Raw genomic sequence first — 17,258 nt, 5'->3', positions numbered from 1 at the left:
GGATCGGGTGGCCCGACCGCGCGCGTCGACGGCGGGCGGATCCTCCTCGCGGGTTGCGGCATCACGGGGTGTCGGCGGAGCGGTAAGGCGCGAGATACCGCAACCCGTGAGGGCGAACCGGCCGGCCTGCCGACCTGACGCGCCGCTGGTGTCCTACCGGCGGGCCGGGCTCGCGGTAGGTAGCGAGCCGACGATGTGGCGCTCGACATCGGCCCAGGTGGGCGTGGGTCGGCCGTAGGCGGGCACCGGATGGCGCTGGGGCCCGAAGAAGTACTGATGGGCGACGGTTCCCCGGATGGCGGCGTGCACCTCGCGATGGTCGTCGACGAAGTGGGTGAGGGCGAGGTCGAGGCAGTGGGCCCGCTTGTCGGCCCGCGCCCGGCAGAACCGGACGTGGTCGTGGGGGACGCCGCTGCGCCGGTGGAAGTCGTGGGCGGCAAGCCAGCGCAGGGTACGGGCCTGGACGCGCGGGCCGCATTTGGAGATCAGCCATACCTGGCCGCCGAACAGGGTGACGAGGCGGGCGATGGTGTCGACGGCACCGGGCACCTCGGGGGTGGCCAGCATGGTCGCCTCGTCTCCGCTGAAGAAGGCGGTGTCGCCGCCGCCCGGGTGGGCGGGGCCGTCGATGATGACCCGGCCGATGTCGATGCCGAGCCGGGAGACTTGGTTCGTCATACCGTTCAGGATGCGGCCCACCCAGCCCGCGCAGAACTATTGTTTGATGCCTGGTCTATAGTCACTGACTATGGATGGGCGGGACCTGCTGGAAGCCGACCCGTTACGCTCGTTCGCGGTCTTCGCCGAGCACCGCAACTTCACCACCGCCGCACGGGAGTTGCACATCAGTCAGCCCTCCCTGCACGTGAAGATCCGGAAGCTGGCCGCCGCGCTCGGCGTGGAGCTGTACGAACGCGACGGTCGCCGGCTGACCCTGACGGTCGCGGGGGAACGGCTCGCCGCGTACGCGCTGGACTCCCGCCGACGGGCCGAAGAGTTCCTGCGGGAGCTGCACCACCAGTCCGCGCCGACGCTGACCATCGCGGCCGGGCGGGGCGCGCTGCGGTGGGTGATCGGCGAGGCGATCCAGCGGGTCGGGCGCCGGGGCCGTCGGGTACAGGTGATCACGGCTGATCGGGACGCGGCCCTCACCGCCGTCACCAGCGGGCAGGCCGACCTCGCCATCGTCGCCCACGACCCGCCCGGTCGGCAGGTCGAGGCCATGCAGATCGCCGCCTACCGACAGGTGCTCGTACTCGGTGACGGGCACCCCCTCGCCGCGCGCGGGCAGGTCCGGCTCGGTGACCTCGAAGGTCTGGATCTCGTCGTACCCCCGGCCGGGCGTCCGCACCGCAGGGCGCTGGACCGCGCCCTGCTCGACGCGGGCGTGCGCTGGCAGGTCGCCGCCGAGGTCGACGGGTGGGACCTGTTGGTGCATCTGGCCGCGTTGGGGGTCGGCGCCACCGTGGTCAACGGCTGTGTGGGGCTTCCCGAGGGTCTGCGTGCGGTCCCGATCCACGGCCTGTCGGATATCCGGTACTGGGCGACCTGGCGGCCACCCCGACGGGCCGTGGTGCAGGACCTGCTCGACCAGTTCGGAACCGGCCAGTGACCGACCGGCTCACCTCGGCCAGCAGGTTCCTCGCGTACGTGCTCCGCCACCGTCCGGAGGCCGTCGACATCACCCTCGACGAGGGCGGTTGGGTCGACGTGAAGGTGCTGCTCGCCGCGCTCGCCCGACATGGCCGTCCGGTCACCCGACAGGTGCTGGCCGAGCTGGTCGCCGGCACCGACAAGCAGCGTTTCGAGCTGCACGCCGGGCGGATCCGCGCCGCGCAGGGCCACTCGGTCCGCGTCGACCTGCGCCTGGAACCCGTCGTGCCGCCAGCGCTGCTCTACCACGGCACGGTGTCCCGCCACCTGCCCGGCATCCGGGCCGAGGGGCTGCGCCCACGCGGCCGTACGCACGTCCACCTGTCGGTGGACCGGGAAACCGCCGTCACTGTCGGTGCCCGACGTGGCGACCCGGTCGTGCTGACCGTCGACGCGGCCGGCATGCACCGCCGCGGGTTCGTCTTCTACCGGGCCGTCAACGGTGTCTGGCTCACCGGCCACGTTCCACCCGGCTGGATCGTTGTCGGTGAGTCGGCTTGACGGGCAAGTGGCCACTTGCCTATAACTGTGCGAGTGGACGCGGAGCGTGACCTGTTCAGGGCCATTGATGACGCGACGCGACGCACGATCCTGGACGAGTTGATCGACCGGGACGGCCAGACGCTCTTCGAGATCTGCGGCCGACTGGCCGTGAAGCACAACCTGACCTCCTCGCGCCAGGCCATCTCACAGCACCTCGCGGTGCTCGAAAAGGCCGGCCTGGTACGCACCCGGCGACAAGGCCGGTACAAGTTCCACCACATCGACACGAGCCCGCTGCGGGTGATCGTCGAGCGGTGGCCCATCGACCGAGAGGTACCAGATCCGTGATCCGTATCCATGTGACAAGCGTGTTCGTCGACGACCAGGCAAAGGCGCTCGCCTTCTACACGGAGAAGCTGGGGTTCACCAAGAAGACCGACATGCCCGCCGGCGAGTACCGCTGGCTGACCGTCGTCTCACCGGCCGACCCGGACGGGGTCGAGCTGCTGCTGGAGCCGGCCAACCACCCGGCGACGGGTCCGTTTCAGCAGGCCCTGGTCGCCGACGGCATCCCGTTCACCTCGTTCGCCGTCGACGACGTGTACGCCGAGGTCGAGCGCCTCAAGAAGCTGGGCGTCGAGTTCACCCAGGAGGCGACCGACCTGGGCCCGGTGGCGACCGCCGTGCTCGACGACACCTGCGGCAACCTGATCCAGCTCGCCACCATGAAGTAGCCGTACCCACGCCCTCGGTCGGTGGACGCGGCCTTGCGTGGCCGTCATGCCGGTCGGGCGCCGGCCGGTCAGCTCCCGGCATCACCCGATCCGGCAGAATCGGCGGGTGCCCGTCCACCTGATCACCGAGCCCGGCGACGAGCGGATCGCCGACTACCGGGCGCTTACCGACGTGGAGCTGCGCACCCGCTGGGAGCCGCCGCACGGCCTGTTCATCGCCGAGGGTGAACTGGTGCTGCGGCGGGCGCTGCGGGCCGGCTACCCGGCCCGGTCCTTCCTCGTCGACGCCAAGCGGGTCGACCAACTGGCCGACCTCGACACGGGCGACGCCCCGGTGTACGCCGCGACCCCCGACGTGCTGCGCGAGGCGACCGGGTTCCACGTGCACCGGGGAGTGCTCGCGTCGTTCCGGCGCAAGCCGCTGCCGACCGCCGCGGAGGTGCTCGCCACCGCCGGTCGCGTGGTGATCCTCGAAGACGTCAACAACCATACGAACCTGGGGGCGATCTTCCGGGCGGTGGCGGGGTTGGGGGTGGACGCCGTGCTGCTCTCACCAACCTGCGCCGATCCGCTCTACCGGCGCAGCGTACGGGTCAGCATGGGTGAGGTCTTCGCCGTGCCGTACGCGAAACTGGAACCGTGGCCGACGGCGCTGGCCGACGTGCGCGCCGCCGGGTTCACCGTGCTGGCGATGACGCCGGCACCCGACGCGGTGCCCATCCAGCGACTGGACCCGGCCCAGCGGTCCCGGGCCGCGCTGCTGCTCGGTGCCGAGGGCGCCGGACTGACCGGCGCGGCGATGGCGGCCAGCGACGTCCGGGTGGTCATCCCGATGCGACGCGGTGTGGACTCGCTGAACGTAGCTGCCGCCACCGCCGTGGCCTGCTGGGAACTGGGCCGCGACGACCCGCTCTGAGTAGCAGCCGTGGCGGCACCGGCGAGCAGCCCCGCAAGTCACGGACGGTAGCGTGTCGCGGGTGTTCCCTACCGTGCGTGAGGTCCTCGCCCTGGATCCGGTCCGCCACGGCGCGCCACGCCTCGTCGCGGGGGAGATCGGGCTGGACCGTCGGGTGCGCTGGGTGCACGTCGCCGAGGTACCGGACATCGCCACCCTGCTCGGCGGCGGCGAGTTGGTGCTCACCACGGGTATCGGGCTGCCCGGCGACGACGCCGGACTTCGGGCCTTCATCGGCGACCTGGCCGGCGTCGGTGTCTCCGGGCTGGTCGTCGAGTTGGGTCGGCGCTACCACGACGGTGTACCCCGGGTGATGGTGGCCGCCGCCGAACGCCACGGCCTGCCCTTGGCGGAACTGCGTCGGGCCACCCCGTTCGTGCGGATCACCGAGGCGGTGCACGCCCTGATCGTGGACGCCCAGCTCACCGAGCTGCGCGCCACCGAGGAGATCCACCAGCGGTTCACCGAGCTGTCGGTAGAGGGGGCCGACCCCGGTGAGGTGGTCCGGCAGGCGGCCGAGTTGTCCGGCTGCCCGGTGGTGCTGGAGAACCTGTCCCGCCAGGTGCTGGCGTACGACCCGGCGGGGGAGAGCGCCGAGCTGCTGCTGGACGGGTGGGAGCAGCACTCCCGGCGGGTCCGGCCCGAGGGGCGCACGGCGTACGACCCGGACCGGGGCTGGCTGGTCACCATGGTGGGCGCCCGAGGACAGGACTGGGGCCGGCTGCTGCTGCGCTGGCCACCCGGTGGGGATCTGGCCGGTGGTCAACCGTTGCCGGCCGGCGGGCGGTCCGCCCCGGTGCCAGCCCCCGGGCGGACCGTCGCGACCCCGGCCGGGCATGGTGACTCGCCCTCGGCGCCGCCGACCAGGCTGATCATCCTCGTGGAGCGGGCGGCGTCCACGCTCGCCCTCGGCCGGCTGATCCGGCGGGATGCCGAGGGACTGGAACGCCAGCTCCACCGGACCCTGCTCACCGCCCTGCTCGACCACTCCTGGCCGGTGGACGAGGTGGCCCTGCGGGCCCGGGCGCTCGGTGTGGTGCTGGAGCGCCGTCAGCTCGTCGGGGTGGTGGTCCGCCACCGTGCCGAGGCCGGCGGCGAGGACATGGCGCGTCACCGCCAACCGGCGGGCAGTTGGCCACTCGCCGAGCCGGGACACCCCGGCGAGGCGCTCGACAACGTCCCGGACACCGGGCCCGCCCGGCTGCGCGACCTCGCCGAGGCTGTCGGACAGGCGCTGCGCGAGGCCGGTCTGACCGGCCTCACCAGCGCCCTGGACGACCAGACGGTGGGTGTCCTGCTCGCCCTGCCGGATGCGGCAGCGGAGGATCGGGCGCTGGCCGCCTTCGCCGCCGCGCTGCGCCGGACCCGCCCCGACCTGCGTGGGCGCGCCGACCTGTCCGGGAGCGGTGACCTGCCTGCGCGTGCTGACCTGTCCGGACGTGCTGACCTGCCTGGGCGCGTTGACCCGTCCGGGCGTGCTGACTCGTCGTGGCGTGCTGACTCGGTGGGGCGTCTCGGAGCGTTCGGCCGCTCCGACGACGCGCCGGCGAACGCTGGCCGACGGTCCGTCGCTGGGCTGCTGATCGCCGCCGGCTCCGGCGTGGGTAGCCTGCGGGAGGCACGCCGGTCGCTGATCGAGGCCCGTCAGGTCGCCGACGCGGCCCGCCGGGACCGGCGTGACCTGCCGATTTTTCGGTTGCCGCACGTGGGGTTGGCCGGGCTGCTGCACCTGTTGCGCGACGAGCCCCGGGTGCAGACCTTCGTCGAACGGCAACTCGGCGCACTGCTGGCGTACGACGCGCAGCATCCCCGGGAGCAGTTGCTCGGCACCCTGCGCGCCTACCTGGAGCAGGGCCGGAACAAGTCCGCGGCGGCGGTGGCCGCGCACCTGTCCCGCCCGGCGTTCTACGAGCGGCTGGCCCGGATCGGCCGGATCCTCGACATCGACCTCGACTCGGTCGACGCCTGCCTCTCCCTTCACGTGGCCCTGCTGGCCCTCGACGCCATCCGCACCCCCTAACCACCCCCACCAACCCCCTCCACCCCCCGACCCCCTCACCGCGTTGATCAAGAAGTTTGCGCCATTTTCGATCTCCAACGAGGACCAAAACTTCTTGATCAACGCGGTGAGGGGCGGGCGGGGAGCGGAGCACGGGTGGGGTGGGGTGGGGTGGGTGGGGTTAGGGGGTGAGGGTTTGGAGGGTTTTTTGGTAGGTGGGGGGGATGTGGTGGTTGGCGGCGGCGGGGGTGAAGGTGTCGGAGGTGGCGGCCGTCGCCCACGCGCTGTCAGGAACGGCGGCTACCAGGGCGGTCACGACGGGGGTGTCGCGCCAGTCGGGCTGTTGGGCGAGCAGGCTCAGCGCGACCACCGACTCCTCCACCTCGCCGACGCACTCGAACGGCTTGTGCCCGTCGATGCCGAGTAGTTCGCGGTAACCGGGAATCTGCGCGGAGTCGGCGAGCAGGTCACCGCCGAAGATGTGGGTGATCCGCTCGCGGGGCATGAACGGAGCCAGGGCCAGGAAGACGAAGCGGCACTTGGGGCAGTCCCGGCACCACCGCTCGCTGGCGTCGCGGAGCTTGAACGCGGCGTTGCAACTGGTGACCACGTCGTCGTAGCGGTCGATGCCGGCGAAGAGCCGGGCGATGTGCAGCTCCGACAGCGGGCGCAGCAGCGAGAAGTACGGTTCGGCCAGCCCGGCGTGCTCCGCGAGCGCGGCCCGCAGCAGTCCCTCGGCCTCGACGCCCTTGGACCACTGGTGGTTGATCTCGTGACCGTTCCAGATCAGGTTCGGATCCGACGCCGAGCGCTCGTTGGACATCACCACCGGGCCCAGCCCGTGCAGCACCGCCGTGGCGACCGCGATCAACGAGTTGATCGCGGTGACCGGGATGTGTCCGTTGCGGGCGCCGGCCGCGTTCAGCTCGAACAGCACCGGGTCGATGCGTCGTCGGGCCGCGAGAGCGGGCAGCCCCGACGCCGCGTTCACCGCGTTGATCACGTGGTTCGGGTTGACCGAGAAGGGCACCGGGTCGAGGCCGGCCCGGCGCAGCGCCTCCAGGCTGACGATCGAGTCCTTGCCGCCGCCGACCGCCGACAGCGGGCGCCGGTCGGAGTTGTCGTACTCGGCTGCCGGCTTGACCTGTCCGTCGGGCACGCGCGGGGTCAGCTCCAGCACGTGCGGCAGTTGGTTGCGGTACGCGTACTCGGCGAGGCCCTTGGTGTAGACGGCCGTGACGAACTCGACGGCGGCCGGGCCGAGCGGTGCCGGCAGCACCAACTGCCCCGGCGCGGCCGTCTTGTAGTAGCTGACCCCGGCCACCACGTGCAGCAGCTCCAGCACCCGACCCAGCGCCGCCACGGCGGCGTCCGACGGGGACTCCTCCGGCACCGGCAAGGTGACCACCTCGGTGAACCGCTGCTCACCGTCGGGCCCCGTCAGGGCGTAGTCGAACAACGCCTCGCCGGTGGACAGGTCGATCGAGTAGGACGGGAAGGTGAACGCGTCCATCCGCGCCAGCTGCGTGTTGAGCACACGCCATACTAGGCCCTGGTTCGTCCGGCCGTGCCCGGCTCGGCCGGACCGCGCCCTGCCGCCGTCGTACCCGAGGAGAACCTGTGCGCTTGTCTGACCTGCGCGGACGTAAAGTCGCAGTCTGGGGGGCCGGCCGGGAGGGCCGGGCAGCGGTGACGGCCATCGCCGCCCACGGCCCGGCCGACCTCGTCGCCGTCGACGACAGCGCGAACTTCCTCTCGCTGCCCTGGGACGGACCTTTGGCGGAGGCCGCCCCACTGGTCACCGGCGACGAGGGTTTCGCCCGGCTGGCCGCCGCCGACGTGGTGGTCCGCTCGCCGGGCGTGCCGCAGACGCATCCCTGGCTGATGGAGCTGCGCCGCCAGGGCGCGACTGTCACCCAGGGCACCTCGCTCTGGATGGCCGACCACGGCGACCGCACCATCGGGGTGACCGGCAGCAAGGGCAAGAGCACCACGTCCAGCCTGATCAGTCACCTGTTGACCGCGGTGGACCGGCCGAACGTCTTCGGCGGCAACATCGGCGTGCCGACGCTGGACCTGCCGGAGGCGGAGCTTTATGTCCTGGAGCTGTCCAGCTACCAGTGCAGCGACCTGACCGACTCGCCCCGGGTGGCAGTGGTCACCGCCCTGTTCCCCGAGCACCTCGACGCGCATGGTGGCGAGCGGGAGTACTACCGGGACAAGCTCAACCTGCTCGCGTACGGGCCGCGTACCGTGGTGGTCAACGGCGCGGATCCGCGGCTGGCGTTCGAGTTGGGCGACCGCGCGGCGGTACGCGCCGGCACCGCCGACTCGGTGAACGTCGCCACCGGCCCGGACGGTACGCCCTGGTTCCACCGGGTCGACCAGCCGCTGTTCCCACGGGCGGTGCTGCCGCTTGTCGGTCGGCACAACGAGGGCAATCTGTGCGTGGCCCTGGCCGTGCTCGACGCGTTGGGAATCGATCTGGTCGAGCGTAAGGACGCCCTGGCGGTGGCGGTCGCCGAGTTCCAGGGACTGGCCCACCGGCTGACCGAGATCGCAGACCCGTCCGGCCTGACCTTCGTCGACGACACCCTCGCCACCAGCCCGTACGCGGCCATCCACGCCATCGACGCGTACGACGGGCGGCCGTTGACCGTGATCGTCGGGGGCAACGACCGGGGGGTCGACTACACCCCGCTGCGCGAGCATCTGGCCGAGCGGGAACTGACCGTGATCGGCATCCCGGACAGTGGTCCGCGGATCATCGGGGCGCTCGACGGGCTGCCGAAGGTACGCACCGAACTTGTCGACGACCTCGCCGAGGCGGTGCAGCTGGCCCGCCAGGTGACTCCAGCCGGCGGTGTGGTGCTGCTCTCGCCCGCCGCCCCCAGCTACGGCCGCTTCCGCAACTTCGAACACCGCTCCGAAGCCTTCGCCGAAGCCATCCGCGCCACCGCCCCCGCCTAACCACCGCGGGGGTGGTGGTTGGGGGGTTTTACGCTGACGGGAGTCGGTTCCCGGAGGTGGTTGATGGTTCAACTGCTGCGCCGCCCAGGTGCCGGCCCGCGTGCGCACGCGGTCGGCGTCGCGCGGCTGATGGCGCACACCGACCCGGTCGCCCTGATCGGTGTCGCTCTGTCGATCTCGCTCTCCGTGACGCTGGACCTGACCGGTGCCGCCACCGGCGTGGAGTCGTTGCTGGCCGGTCTGATGGGCATCACCATCTCGTTGCTGGTGGACTCCATCGCCCGAGCCGAGCGTCGGTTCCAACTGCGAGCGCTGCTTGCCGGCCCGCACTGGCTGGTCCGGGCAGTTCCGGAACTCGCCACCGCCGCCACCGAGGCGGTCGACCGCCACCCAGGCACCCGGGTCGCGGAGGAGACCCAGCGCCGGTTCGAGCGGTTCCACGCCGACCTCGGCCAACTCCGGCAGGGGCGCATCATCCGGCCCGGCGACGACTACCAGGACATGCTCGGCGCCACCCGGGACTGCGTACGGCAGTTGGAGGCGCTGACCAACGTGCTGCCCCGGCTGGCCTGGTGGCGCGGTGACATCGGCCGGCGGTACTGGGCGGAGAATCTCGCCGCGCTGGCTCGCGGCGTAGAGATCACCCGGATCTTCACCTACACCGAGTTCTCCGACGAGTTGGCGGAACTGGTGGCGACGCAGCGTCGGGCGGGCGTACGGGTGGGTCTGCTGTCGACCGTCGCGGTCCCGGCCGACCTGCACGTCAATCTGATCCGCTGGGACGGCACAGCATGCTGGACAGCCGGCATGAGCGCGCACGGCGAGATCAACGAGAACCGGTTCTCGGTGAACGCCGCCGACCTTGCCCGGGCCGACGAGACGTTCCAGGCGTGCCTCAGTCGGGCCGCCTTCGACACCTGACGGAAGGGATGACCGCCCAGGGCGTACTGCTGGTGACCGTGGTGGTCTGGGCGGTTACCCTGATCCGTCCGGTCCGGTGGCGGGCCCTCGTGGCCGCGCTGCCACTGCCCATGACGGCCGCGCTGCTGGCCACCGATCATCCCGTCGACGGCGCGCAACTCGTCGGGGTGGTCGGGCTCAACCTGTTCTTCGGCGTCGTGGCACTGGCCCATCACCGTTTTCGGTGGCCGATCCTGTTGGCCGACCTGGCGGGTGTCGGCGGCTACCTCGCGATCGCGGCGGCGCTGCGTCCGGTCGCGCTGCCGTTCTGGCCGACACTGGCCGCCACGGTCGCCTGCTGGCTGCTCGCCGTGCTGGTGCTGCACCGGCTTCCGGGGCCTGGCCACCCGACCGATCCGACCGATCCGGCTGGCCCGACCGATCCGGCTGGATCGGCGCGGTTGCCGGTGGCGGTCCGGCTGCTGCTGGTCCTCGCCGGTGCGGCGCTGACCGGGCTGCTCGGCCAGGTGCTGCGGGGGCTGGTGGTGACCTTCCCGTACGCCGGGGTGCTGGTGGCGGTCGAGGTGCGACGGGACCTGCCGGTCTTCTGCCGGCACTTCGCTCGCAACAGCCTGGCGCTGATCGGGTTCCTGGTCGGGGTCCACCTGGGCCAGGACGTCTCGGTCGTGGTGGCGCTGGTCGCCGGCTGGGCCGGGTTCGCGCTGGTCGCGGCGGCGCTGCACCTTCCCGCCTGGTGCCGTGCAAAACGCCACCCGGTCAATCTCGGCTGCCCCACCCGGACCTGAGCAGGCGCAGCGTGCCCGCGCCGGCCAGGTAGGCCACCAGCGCCTCCACCGGCCAGCCGAACGGCTCCGGCGCGGTCTTGGCCGCCGCGCCGTTTGCCGCCAGGGCGTACCCGACGGCGGCGAATCCGGCGACGGTGAGTGCTGCGCGGGCACCCGCCCACCTGGCCGACGCCCTCAGGTGCCGGGGGCGGCCGGTGGACGCCTCGATCGGGCCGAAGATGGCGACCAGGACGGCCAGCACCACAGCCAGCATCAGCACCCACGGCAGCCGCCAGGCCAGCCAGGCCGCCGTACCGGCTTCCGGCGTGGGGAGCAGACCGAGCCCGTGCAGCGCACCGACCAGCAGCACGGCCGCGCTCAGGTGCCACAGGAAGACCGTCAGTACGACTGAGTTGACCGCGATCACCGCCTGCCACGGGCGGTTCCGGTGCAGCCACCGTTCCGCCCGCTCCCGCAGCAGCAAAATCAGCCCGATTTGGGCGGTGGCGACCGCGAGCAGGGCCACGCTGGGTGGGGCGGCGTTGGCCAGCCGCTGACCGGGAAGATTGATCATGCTTATCGGGTACGGCCCGGGGCCGGTGAGCAGGATCGCCACGGCGAGACCGCCGAGCAGCATCGCACTCGCGGCTCGGCGGGACATCGGCAGGCACCGGGTACGCAGTCCGGACGGGTGGCAGTGCCCGCGGCGGGCGTCGTACCAGGCGAAGCCGATCTGGTGGACGGCGAGCCAGCCCAGTAGGTAGTTGGGCAGGGCCAGGTTGGCCGGCCCCAGCGCACGGCCCAGGTCACCGGCGGCGACCAGCACCACCAGCGCCAGCGGCACCAGCAGCCCGAGGCGGCGGTGCAGCGCGTACATGACCGGGGTCAGCGGCACCACGGCCAGGTAGGCGGCGAGGAACCACAGCGGAATGGTGGCGAACCAGACGACCGGGCGAACCTCGTCCGGCTGGGCACCGCCCAGCCGGGCCACCAGCGCGCCACCGGCGAGCACCAGCACCAGGGCGCTGGTCGGGCGCAGCAGGCGGGCGCTGCGGCCGAGCAGCCATCCGATCGCGTCGCCGCCACGGCGCTGGTGGGCGGCCAGTGAGGCGGCGTTGGCGTAGCCACCGACCAGGAAGAAGACCGGCATGACCTGGACCGCCCAGGTCAGCGGGTACGCCCAGGGCAGGGCGGTAAGTGCCGAGTGGCCGTCGGGTCGGCCACTCTCGTCGTACTCGACCGCCGCTATCGCCCAGTGTCCGAGGACCACCAGCACGATCGCCAGCGCCCGGAGCAGGTCGAGGTAGCGCTCCCGGTCCGCCGGCGTACGGGCGGCGAGGCGGGCCAGGCGGCGCATAGTCCGAAAGTATGCCGACGGAAGCCGCACCGTCGGGACTATTCCCTCAACTGCTTTACCGCTGCCGGAGCTGTCAGCGCGGCGAGCAGCGCCGCCGTCTCCCGCAACACGGCGTCGCGCAGGTGGACATGCGGCTCGGCGACCCGCCACCGGGGAATCCAGCGGTGCAGTCGGGTCAGCACGTCGACCGCGCCCTGGTGGGTGAATCGCCCCGCCCAGACCAGCGACTGGACGCGCCGCGCTGCCTCGCTGAACTGGGAGTCTTTCGGGCAGTTCGGGTTCAGCGCGGACGGATGGGCCAGCCAGCGGAGAACGATGTCGTCGAGGCGTGCCCCGGCGATTCCGCAGCGCAGTGGGTGACGCCGGCAGAGCGCCTGGACCAGGCCGTCCAGTTGACCGTGCCCGTTCACCTCCGCCGTGTCGTGCTCGACGGCGTCCAGGTAGCCCTCCACCGAGTGCAGTAGCCGACCGGCCAAGCTCGGATAGCGGTCGATGCATGTAGCGATGCCGGTCAGGCGCCAGGGGATGTCGACATCCTCCGGATGCGTGGCGGCCCACTGCAACACCACGTCCGCAGTGGTCTCGGTCAGGGCTTTCTGCCGGGTGAGCTGCTTGCTGACGAAAACGACGTGCGGCGTCGACCGGTGTTTGTCCGCCCAGTGGTCGATCAGCGGCGAAAGCCACTGCGGCAGGTCGGTCAGCTTCCTTCTGGCCAGCAGCGGTGGTAGGACGAATCCGGCACCGACCGTGTCGCCGTGGTTTTGAAGCCAGGCCAGAGCGATGTCCACGGCACGAGGTGCCACATCTGCCGGCACATCGTTTCGGCCGAGTAGCGGCGGTAGGACGAACTGGGCTTGGGTGAGGGTGCCGTGGTGGTCGAGCCAGCGCAGGGCGTGCCGGATGGCGGGTGGTGCGTCGTCGGGTGTTAGGTCGTTTCGGCCGAGTAGCGGTGGTAGGACGAATCCGGCACCGACCGTGTCGCCGTGGTTTTGAAGCCAGGCCAGAGCGATGTCCACGGCACGAGGTGCCACATCTGCCGGCACATCGTTTCGGCCGAGTAGCGGCGGTAGGACGAACTGGGCTTGGGTGAGGGTGCCGTGGTGGTCGAGCCAGCGCAGGGCGTGCCGGATGGCGGGTGGTGCGTCGTCGGGTGTTAGGTCGTTTCGGCCGAGTAGCGGTGGTAGGACGAATCCGGCACCGACCGTGTCGCCGTGGTTTTGAAGCCAGGCCAGAGCGATGTCCACGGCACGAGGTGCCACATCTGCCGGCACATCGTTTCGGCCGAGTAGCGGCGGTAGGACGAACTGGGCTTGGGTGAGGGTGCCGTGGTGGTCGAGCCAGCGCAGGGCGTGCCGGATGGCGGGTGGTGCGTCGTCGGGTGTTAGGTCGTTTCGGCCGAGTAGCGGTGGTAGGACGAATCCGGCATCGATCGTGTCGCCGTTCTGATCGAGCCAGATTAAGGCGGTGCCCACAGCACGAGGCACCACGTCCTTTGGTAGGTCGTTTCGGCTGAGCAGCGGTGGTAGGACGAACTGGGCTTGGGTGAGGGTGCCGTGTTCATCGAGCCAGCACAGGGCGGCTTCGATACCTTGACGGGCATCCTCCGGGCGCAGGTCGGCACGGCCCAGCAAGGTCGCGATGACGAAGCTTGCCTCCAACGCCGTTCGATGCAGCGCCAGCCAGACGGCCGCCACGTCGATCAGGTGGGCGGCCTGCGTGGTGGCGACGGTGCGCAGTCCCTTGTAGAGGATGTGGCGCGCCGGCAGTGATTTTCCGTGCTCGGTCAGCCAGGGTTCCCCGAGTTGCGGCCAGTGTTGGAACAGCGCTTGCGCCCATGCGGAGTTGTCCAGCACCGAGCCGAGGGCGTAGGCGCCCACGTCACGCTGGCTGGCCAGCAGCAGGCCGGCCGCGTCCGCGTTGGCTGCCAACCAGGCCGTGCAATGCCCGGCGAGCGGCCCGTCGCGGTCCTGGAGGGCCATGTCCCGCAGCAGCCGGTCCAGATTCATGGCGTACCGGCCGATGGTGCGGGCACTGGTCAGGCACGCGTCGAGGATCCGGTCGGCGACCTTGGTACGGACCGTGTCGAGGCCTGCCCGCACGGTGGTGTGCTCCAGCAACTGGTCGACCACGATGTCGTGCACCGGCGCCAGGCCGTCCGGCGTGTGGATCATCCAGCCCATCGCGAGCAGGACGTCGAGCAGGTGCTCGGCGCGCGACTCGTCGCTCTGCTCGACCCGGCCGCCGCAGGCGACCAGGGCGGGACGCGGCTGCGGAGTGGCGGCGGCCATCGCGGCGTAGACCTGTAGCCGCAGGTCAGGGTCGCGCGCGTCGTCCAGCCGCTCGGCGTGATGCAGCAGGTCGTCCTCGTTGAGCCGGCGGACCAACCAGTCCAGGAGGTTCTCCGGCCGCAGGTCGCCGATCGCCGTCGACAGCCGCCCCCGATCCGCCTGTGCCTCGGCCGCAGCGGCGATCAGGGTGGCGATGACCGGTCGTCGGCCGCACAACCGCGACAGCCGCTCCTCGCCGAGGATCGTTCGCGCCCGGGGGGCCAGCGCGGTGACGACCTGGTGCCGGATCCGGTCGAGGTGCTCGTCGTCGGGTCGCAACTCGACAGGTTTGAACACCTCGGTGAGTGGGGTGTTGTCCTTCTGGTGGAACCAGCCGGGCCGGGCCGATCCGAGCAGGGCCAGCCGGATGCCACGGGCGCGCGCGGCCGGCAGCAGTCGGTGCCGGATCGCCGGGTAGTCCAGGGCGCTGAGGTTCAGGTAGTCGATGATGATCAGCAGGCGTTCGTCGGCGTAGCCGGTCACCACCTCAATCAGCTGCTCGGTGGTGACCAACGGTTCGCCGGGGCGTACGTGCAGCACCCGCCAACCCGCGTCGACCGCGCGGCCGGCGACCTCCAGGCAGGTGCGGGTCTTGCCGATTCCGGCCTGACCGACCAGGAGCAGGCCGGATTGGCCGGCCTGCTCGTCGAGGCGTTTCAGCAGCCGTACGGGATGGGTGGCGGCGTCGCTGTCGGCGGGCGACACGTATGGCAGTCGGTCGCCGCGCAGGTTGTCGGCCAGCTCGGTCAACGCCTCCGCGTGTTCGACGATTCCGGTCGGCAGCAGCTGCGGTGGTTCCCGTTCGACCTGGTCGAGCGAGGTGCCGACCAGGCCGGCGAAGGCGGGGTCGGTGAGCAGCCGGGTGATGCGTACCGCGTCCAGCCGGCCAGGACCGTACCGGGACGGCACCGCCACCATGACACCCAGCAGGAGCTGCCGATCGCCCGCGGTCAGCAGCGGGGCACCCGAGTAACCGCTGTGCGGGTGCGGCTCCAACACCGGCGTGCCGGTGTCGTCGCGTACCACCGCACCGGTGTCGTCGCGCTGTGGCTGCGGCGGCTGCGGCGCGATCCTGGTGGAGTCCAGGGCGTACCGGTGGTCCTCGAAGCCGAGGCTGGGCATGACCTGCCCGGGCAGCTCGTCGAGGTGGCGGCCGTCGTGCGTGACCCGGACCCAGGGATAACCGACGGTGAGACAGGGCACCGGCCGATGTCCGCGCAACTCGCCGTAGCGGATGCGAGTCTGCTCGCGGGACCAGAGCGGCACGTCCATCCGGATCAGGGCCGCGTCGGCGTCGAGGTCGTCGCCGCGCCAGATCACCGTCGCCCGGTGTTCCGGCTCGGTGGGGCTGTCGCTGCGGGATACCCAGGTCGGCTCCCCGCGTGCACCCACGACGTGACCTGCGGTGAGCACCAGGTCCTCCCCGACGGCGTACCCGGAGCCGAGCAGCCTGCCGCGCACCTTCACCACCTGTTGGACGTGCGGCTCCAGTCCCGTCACGAGAGGTGGCCGGCGCAGGTGTGACGGTTGTCGTCGCTGTTGGTGCCGTCGGGGCAGATCGTGTTCCGCCAGACGACCCCGCCGATCGAAGCGCCGGTCAGGTCCGCGCCGGTCAGGTCGGCGTTGGTGAAGTCGGCGTGGTCGAGCTTGGCGTCGCGCAGATCGGCGTCCCGCAGGTACGCGTCGACGAAACGGGCGTTGCGCAGGTCGGCGGTCGGCTGGACGGCCGGCGGGTTGGCGGCCCAGGCGAAGGCCACGATGCCGATGGCGGCGACGGCGGTGGCCAGCATCAATTTACGCAAGGCGTGCCGGAACTGGTTCTTCAGCGCCTCGTGGGTGGCGGTGTCCTCGATCGCGGTGATCCGTTCGTCGAGGTCGGCGATCCCGGCCGCCAACTGCGTCCGTACGTCGTCAGCGGTCGACGGCTCGCGCTGCGCGGCAATCAGTTCCTCGCGGGCGGTGATGATGTCGGCCGGCGTGGAGAAGCCCTGGAGGTACTTGGGGTTGCGCCGGAAGTGCTCCACGACCGTGGTCAACTCGGATCGCCGTTGCGTCCACGCCGCGTCCAGGTCGCTGACCAGCACCAGCTTCGGGAGCAGAATCTGCACGGCGGTCCAGATGGCGTAGACCACAGTGGAGAGCCCGGCAGCCGCACCGGTTACCGCGACCCACAGCCGGGCGCGGTCGACGGAGTCGGGTACGCCGAGCGGAAGTTCGCCGATGCTTGACAGTTGGCTGCCGGCCAGCATCGCCGCACCCACCGCGGCGGCGCTGGCCACCAGCCACTTCGCCGCGTCACGGATGCGGTCGTTGCCGCGTTCCAGGGCGTCGGTGCCGCCGGTGGCCTCCCCCTCAGTGATCATCACGTTCGATGTCCACACCGGGCTTCGGGCGGACGATCGGCGGCAGTTGGGCGCTGCCGATCCAGTTCGGGTCGAGACCCACCTCGGTCTCGTCCGCGCCACGGGTTATCCGGTCGGCGTTTCCGGGCTCGATGTCGTGGGGTTGTCGGTGCCGCGGAACGGGAGAGTGCCGTGGCTGCCGCCATGGATAGAGCGTCAATCGAATGCGATGTGCGTGGGTGTTTTCGACAGGCGCAAGATGCCACGTGACGCCGCTGCCATTCTCCCGGGTGACCAGGTGCAGTTCCACGTCGACGCTGTCTTCGGCAGCGCCGGATGTCGATCGCTGCAGATCCCGGATCAGCGCGGACAGTGCGGTGGGCAGGGAAATGTCCGGCACCAGGCCTCCAACATGGACTTCGACTGGCAGCTGCTTGCAACTGAACGTTAACCGACCGGACAAGGCGCCGAATCCACCGGTAGGTGTATCGGCGGTGGCCTTACGAAGGGCATCGAATCGACGAGTCGGTAATGCGACTTTCCTGGGACGGCTCGGGGCGATTCTGCTAGCCATTGACGACTCGGCCGGCGAGCGAATGTTGACAAGAGGCCGACGGGCTCAACGACCGGCGCGGCCGAGCGCACGTGCCGGCGGGTGGGTGGTGCCTGTCCGCTCCGGGGTGACCGGCAGCGGCGAGGGTCCGTCGGCCACGGCGGTGCCGGAGGCCACCCCCGGCTCCCTGATCGGCGGGC

At 71.2% G+C, this 17,258-nt stretch carries 15 protein-coding genes; 9 read left to right on the top strand and 6 right to left on the bottom strand.

Going from position 1 to position 17,258, the window contains the following annotated elements; genetic code table 11:
• Nucleotides 1-153: 153 nt before the first annotated feature.
• The gene (locus tag ACN26Z_RS21900; protein ID WP_421463253.1) at nt 154-678 is read right to left on the bottom strand and encodes a hypothetical protein; all 525 of its coding nucleotides are present in this window, start codon (nt 676-678) and stop codon (nt 154-156) included.
• A 70-nt stretch (nt 679-748) separates the two neighbouring features.
• Between ACN26Z_RS21900 and ACN26Z_RS21895 the strand changes: the two genes are divergently transcribed.
• The 6 genes from ACN26Z_RS21895 to ACN26Z_RS21870 all read left to right on the top strand — a co-directional run bounded on the left by ACN26Z_RS21895 (nt 749) and on the right by ACN26Z_RS21870 (nt 5,845).
• Nucleotides 749-1,612, top strand: a complete 864-nt coding sequence (locus ACN26Z_RS21895) for a LysR family transcriptional regulator (RefSeq protein WP_421463251.1) — start codon at nt 749-751, stop codon at nt 1,610-1,612.
• Nucleotides 1,609-2,154: an RNA 2'-phosphotransferase gene (locus tag ACN26Z_RS21890; protein ID WP_282237561.1), complete on the top strand. Its 546-nt coding sequence runs from the start codon at nt 1,609-1,611 to the stop codon at nt 2,152-2,154. The genes ACN26Z_RS21895 and ACN26Z_RS21890 overlap by 4 nt, the downstream gene beginning before the upstream one ends.
• A 33-nt stretch (nt 2,155-2,187) precedes the next feature.
• Nucleotides 2,188-2,484 (top strand): ArsR/SmtB family transcription factor, encoded by a 297-nt coding sequence (locus tag ACN26Z_RS21885; RefSeq protein ID WP_421463249.1) that lies wholly within the window; start codon nt 2,188-2,190, stop codon nt 2,482-2,484.
• A complete protein-coding gene (locus tag ACN26Z_RS21880; protein WP_170863517.1) occupies nt 2,484-2,870 on the top strand; it encodes a VOC family protein in 387 nt (128 codons plus the stop codon). The genes ACN26Z_RS21885 and ACN26Z_RS21880 overlap by 1 nt, the downstream gene beginning before the upstream one ends.
• A gap of 46 nt (nt 2,871-2,916) precedes the next feature.
• On the top strand, nt 2,917-3,786 hold the full coding sequence (locus ACN26Z_RS21875; RefSeq protein WP_282237563.1) for a TrmH family RNA methyltransferase: 870 nt from the start codon (nt 2,917-2,919) through the stop codon (nt 3,784-3,786).
• 61 nt (nt 3,787-3,847) lie between these two features.
• Nucleotides 3,848-5,845 (top strand): PucR family transcriptional regulator, encoded by a 1,998-nt coding sequence (locus ACN26Z_RS21870; RefSeq protein WP_421463247.1) that lies wholly within the window; start codon nt 3,848-3,850, stop codon nt 5,843-5,845.
• Nucleotides 5,846-6,005: 160 nt separating this feature from the next.
• Here ACN26Z_RS21870 and ACN26Z_RS21865 read toward each other — a convergent pair whose 3' ends face one another.
• Entirely contained in the window at nt 6,006-7,361 is a 1,356-nt protein-coding gene (locus ACN26Z_RS21865) for a hypothetical protein (RefSeq protein WP_282237564.1), read from the bottom strand.
• Nucleotides 7,362-7,444: 83 nt separating this feature from the next.
• On the opposite strand from ACN26Z_RS21865, the gene murD reads away from it, so the two are divergent.
• From murD to ACN26Z_RS21850, 3 genes are all read left to right on the top strand, one after another.
• The gene (murD, locus tag ACN26Z_RS21860; RefSeq protein WP_282237565.1) at nt 7,445-8,794 is read left to right on the top strand and encodes a UDP-N-acetylmuramoyl-L-alanine--D-glutamate ligase; all 1,350 of its coding nucleotides are present in this window, start codon (nt 7,445-7,447) and stop codon (nt 8,792-8,794) included.
• A 63-nt stretch (nt 8,795-8,857) separates the two neighbouring features.
• Nucleotides 8,858-9,715: a hypothetical protein gene (locus tag ACN26Z_RS21855; protein ID WP_282237566.1), complete on the top strand. Its 858-nt coding sequence runs from the start codon at nt 8,858-8,860 to the stop codon at nt 9,713-9,715.
• Nucleotides 9,716-9,723: 8 nt separating this feature from the next.
• Nucleotides 9,724-10,500, top strand: a complete 777-nt coding sequence (locus ACN26Z_RS21850; RefSeq protein WP_421463244.1) for a hypothetical protein — start codon at nt 9,724-9,726, stop codon at nt 10,498-10,500.
• Here ACN26Z_RS21850 and ACN26Z_RS21845 read toward each other — a convergent pair.
• From ACN26Z_RS21845 to ACN26Z_RS21830, 4 genes are read right to left on the bottom strand one after another with little or no spacing between them, the layout of a single operon-like run.
• Nucleotides 10,472-11,836 carry an acyltransferase family protein gene (locus ACN26Z_RS21845; protein WP_421463242.1) on the bottom strand — a complete coding sequence of 455 codons (1,365 nt, stop codon included), beginning with the start codon at nt 11,834-11,836 and terminating at the stop codon, nt 10,472-10,474. The two genes, ACN26Z_RS21850 and ACN26Z_RS21845, sit on opposite strands and share 29 nt — an antisense overlap.
• Before the next feature lie 38 nt (nt 11,837-11,874).
• Nucleotides 11,875-15,663 carry a hypothetical protein gene (locus ACN26Z_RS21840; protein ID WP_421463240.1) on the bottom strand — a complete coding sequence of 1,263 codons (3,789 nt, stop codon included), beginning with the start codon at nt 15,661-15,663 and terminating at the stop codon, nt 11,875-11,877.
• Nucleotides 15,660-16,526: a pentapeptide repeat-containing protein gene (locus ACN26Z_RS21835; protein WP_232511330.1), complete on the bottom strand. Its 867-nt coding sequence runs from the start codon at nt 16,524-16,526 to the stop codon at nt 15,660-15,662. The genes ACN26Z_RS21840 and ACN26Z_RS21835 overlap by 4 nt, the downstream gene beginning before the upstream one ends.
• Nucleotides 16,516-17,079, bottom strand: coding sequence for a hypothetical protein (locus ACN26Z_RS21830; protein WP_396885972.1), 564 nt, complete (start codon nt 17,077-17,079; stop codon nt 16,516-16,518). Before ACN26Z_RS21830 ends, ACN26Z_RS21835 begins: the two co-directional genes overlap by 11 nt.
• Between the last annotated feature and the right edge of the window lie 179 nt (nt 17,080-17,258).

Source organism: Verrucosispora sp. WMMD703, from assembly GCF_049178935.1.
GTDB lineage: Bacteria > Actinomycetota > Actinomycetes > Mycobacteriales > Micromonosporaceae > Micromonospora > Micromonospora sediminimaris.
Note: the sequence above shows the minus strand (reverse complement) of the source record. Positions and strands in the feature narration are given on the sequence as shown.

Coding starts and splice junctions, on each gene's coding strand:
- ACN26Z_RS21845 (WP_421463242.1), bottom strand. CDS start 11,836: ATGCGCCGCCTGGCCCGCCTCGCCGCCCGTACGCCGGCGGACCGGGAG.
- ACN26Z_RS21850 (WP_421463244.1), top strand. CDS start 9,724: ATGACCGCCCAGGGCGTACTGCTGGTGACCGTGGTGGTCTGGGCGGTT.
- ACN26Z_RS21835 (WP_232511330.1), bottom strand. CDS start 16,526: ATGATCACTGAGGGGGAGGCCACCGGCGGCACCGACGCCCTGGAACGC.
- ACN26Z_RS21895 (WP_421463251.1), top strand. CDS start 749: ATGGATGGGCGGGACCTGCTGGAAGCCGACCCGTTACGCTCGTTCGCG.
- ACN26Z_RS21900 (WP_421463253.1), bottom strand. CDS start 678: ATGACGAACCAAGTCTCCCGGCTCGGCATCGACATCGGCCGGGTCATC.
- ACN26Z_RS21830 (WP_396885972.1), bottom strand. CDS start 17,079: ATGGCTAGCAGAATCGCCCCGAGCCGTCCCAGGAAAGTCGCATTACCG.
- ACN26Z_RS21855 (WP_282237566.1), top strand. CDS start 8,858: ATGGTTCAACTGCTGCGCCGCCCAGGTGCCGGCCCGCGTGCGCACGCG.
- ACN26Z_RS21875 (WP_282237563.1), top strand. CDS start 2,917: ATGCCGGTCGGGCGCCGGCCGGTCAGCTCCCGGCATCACCCGATCCGG.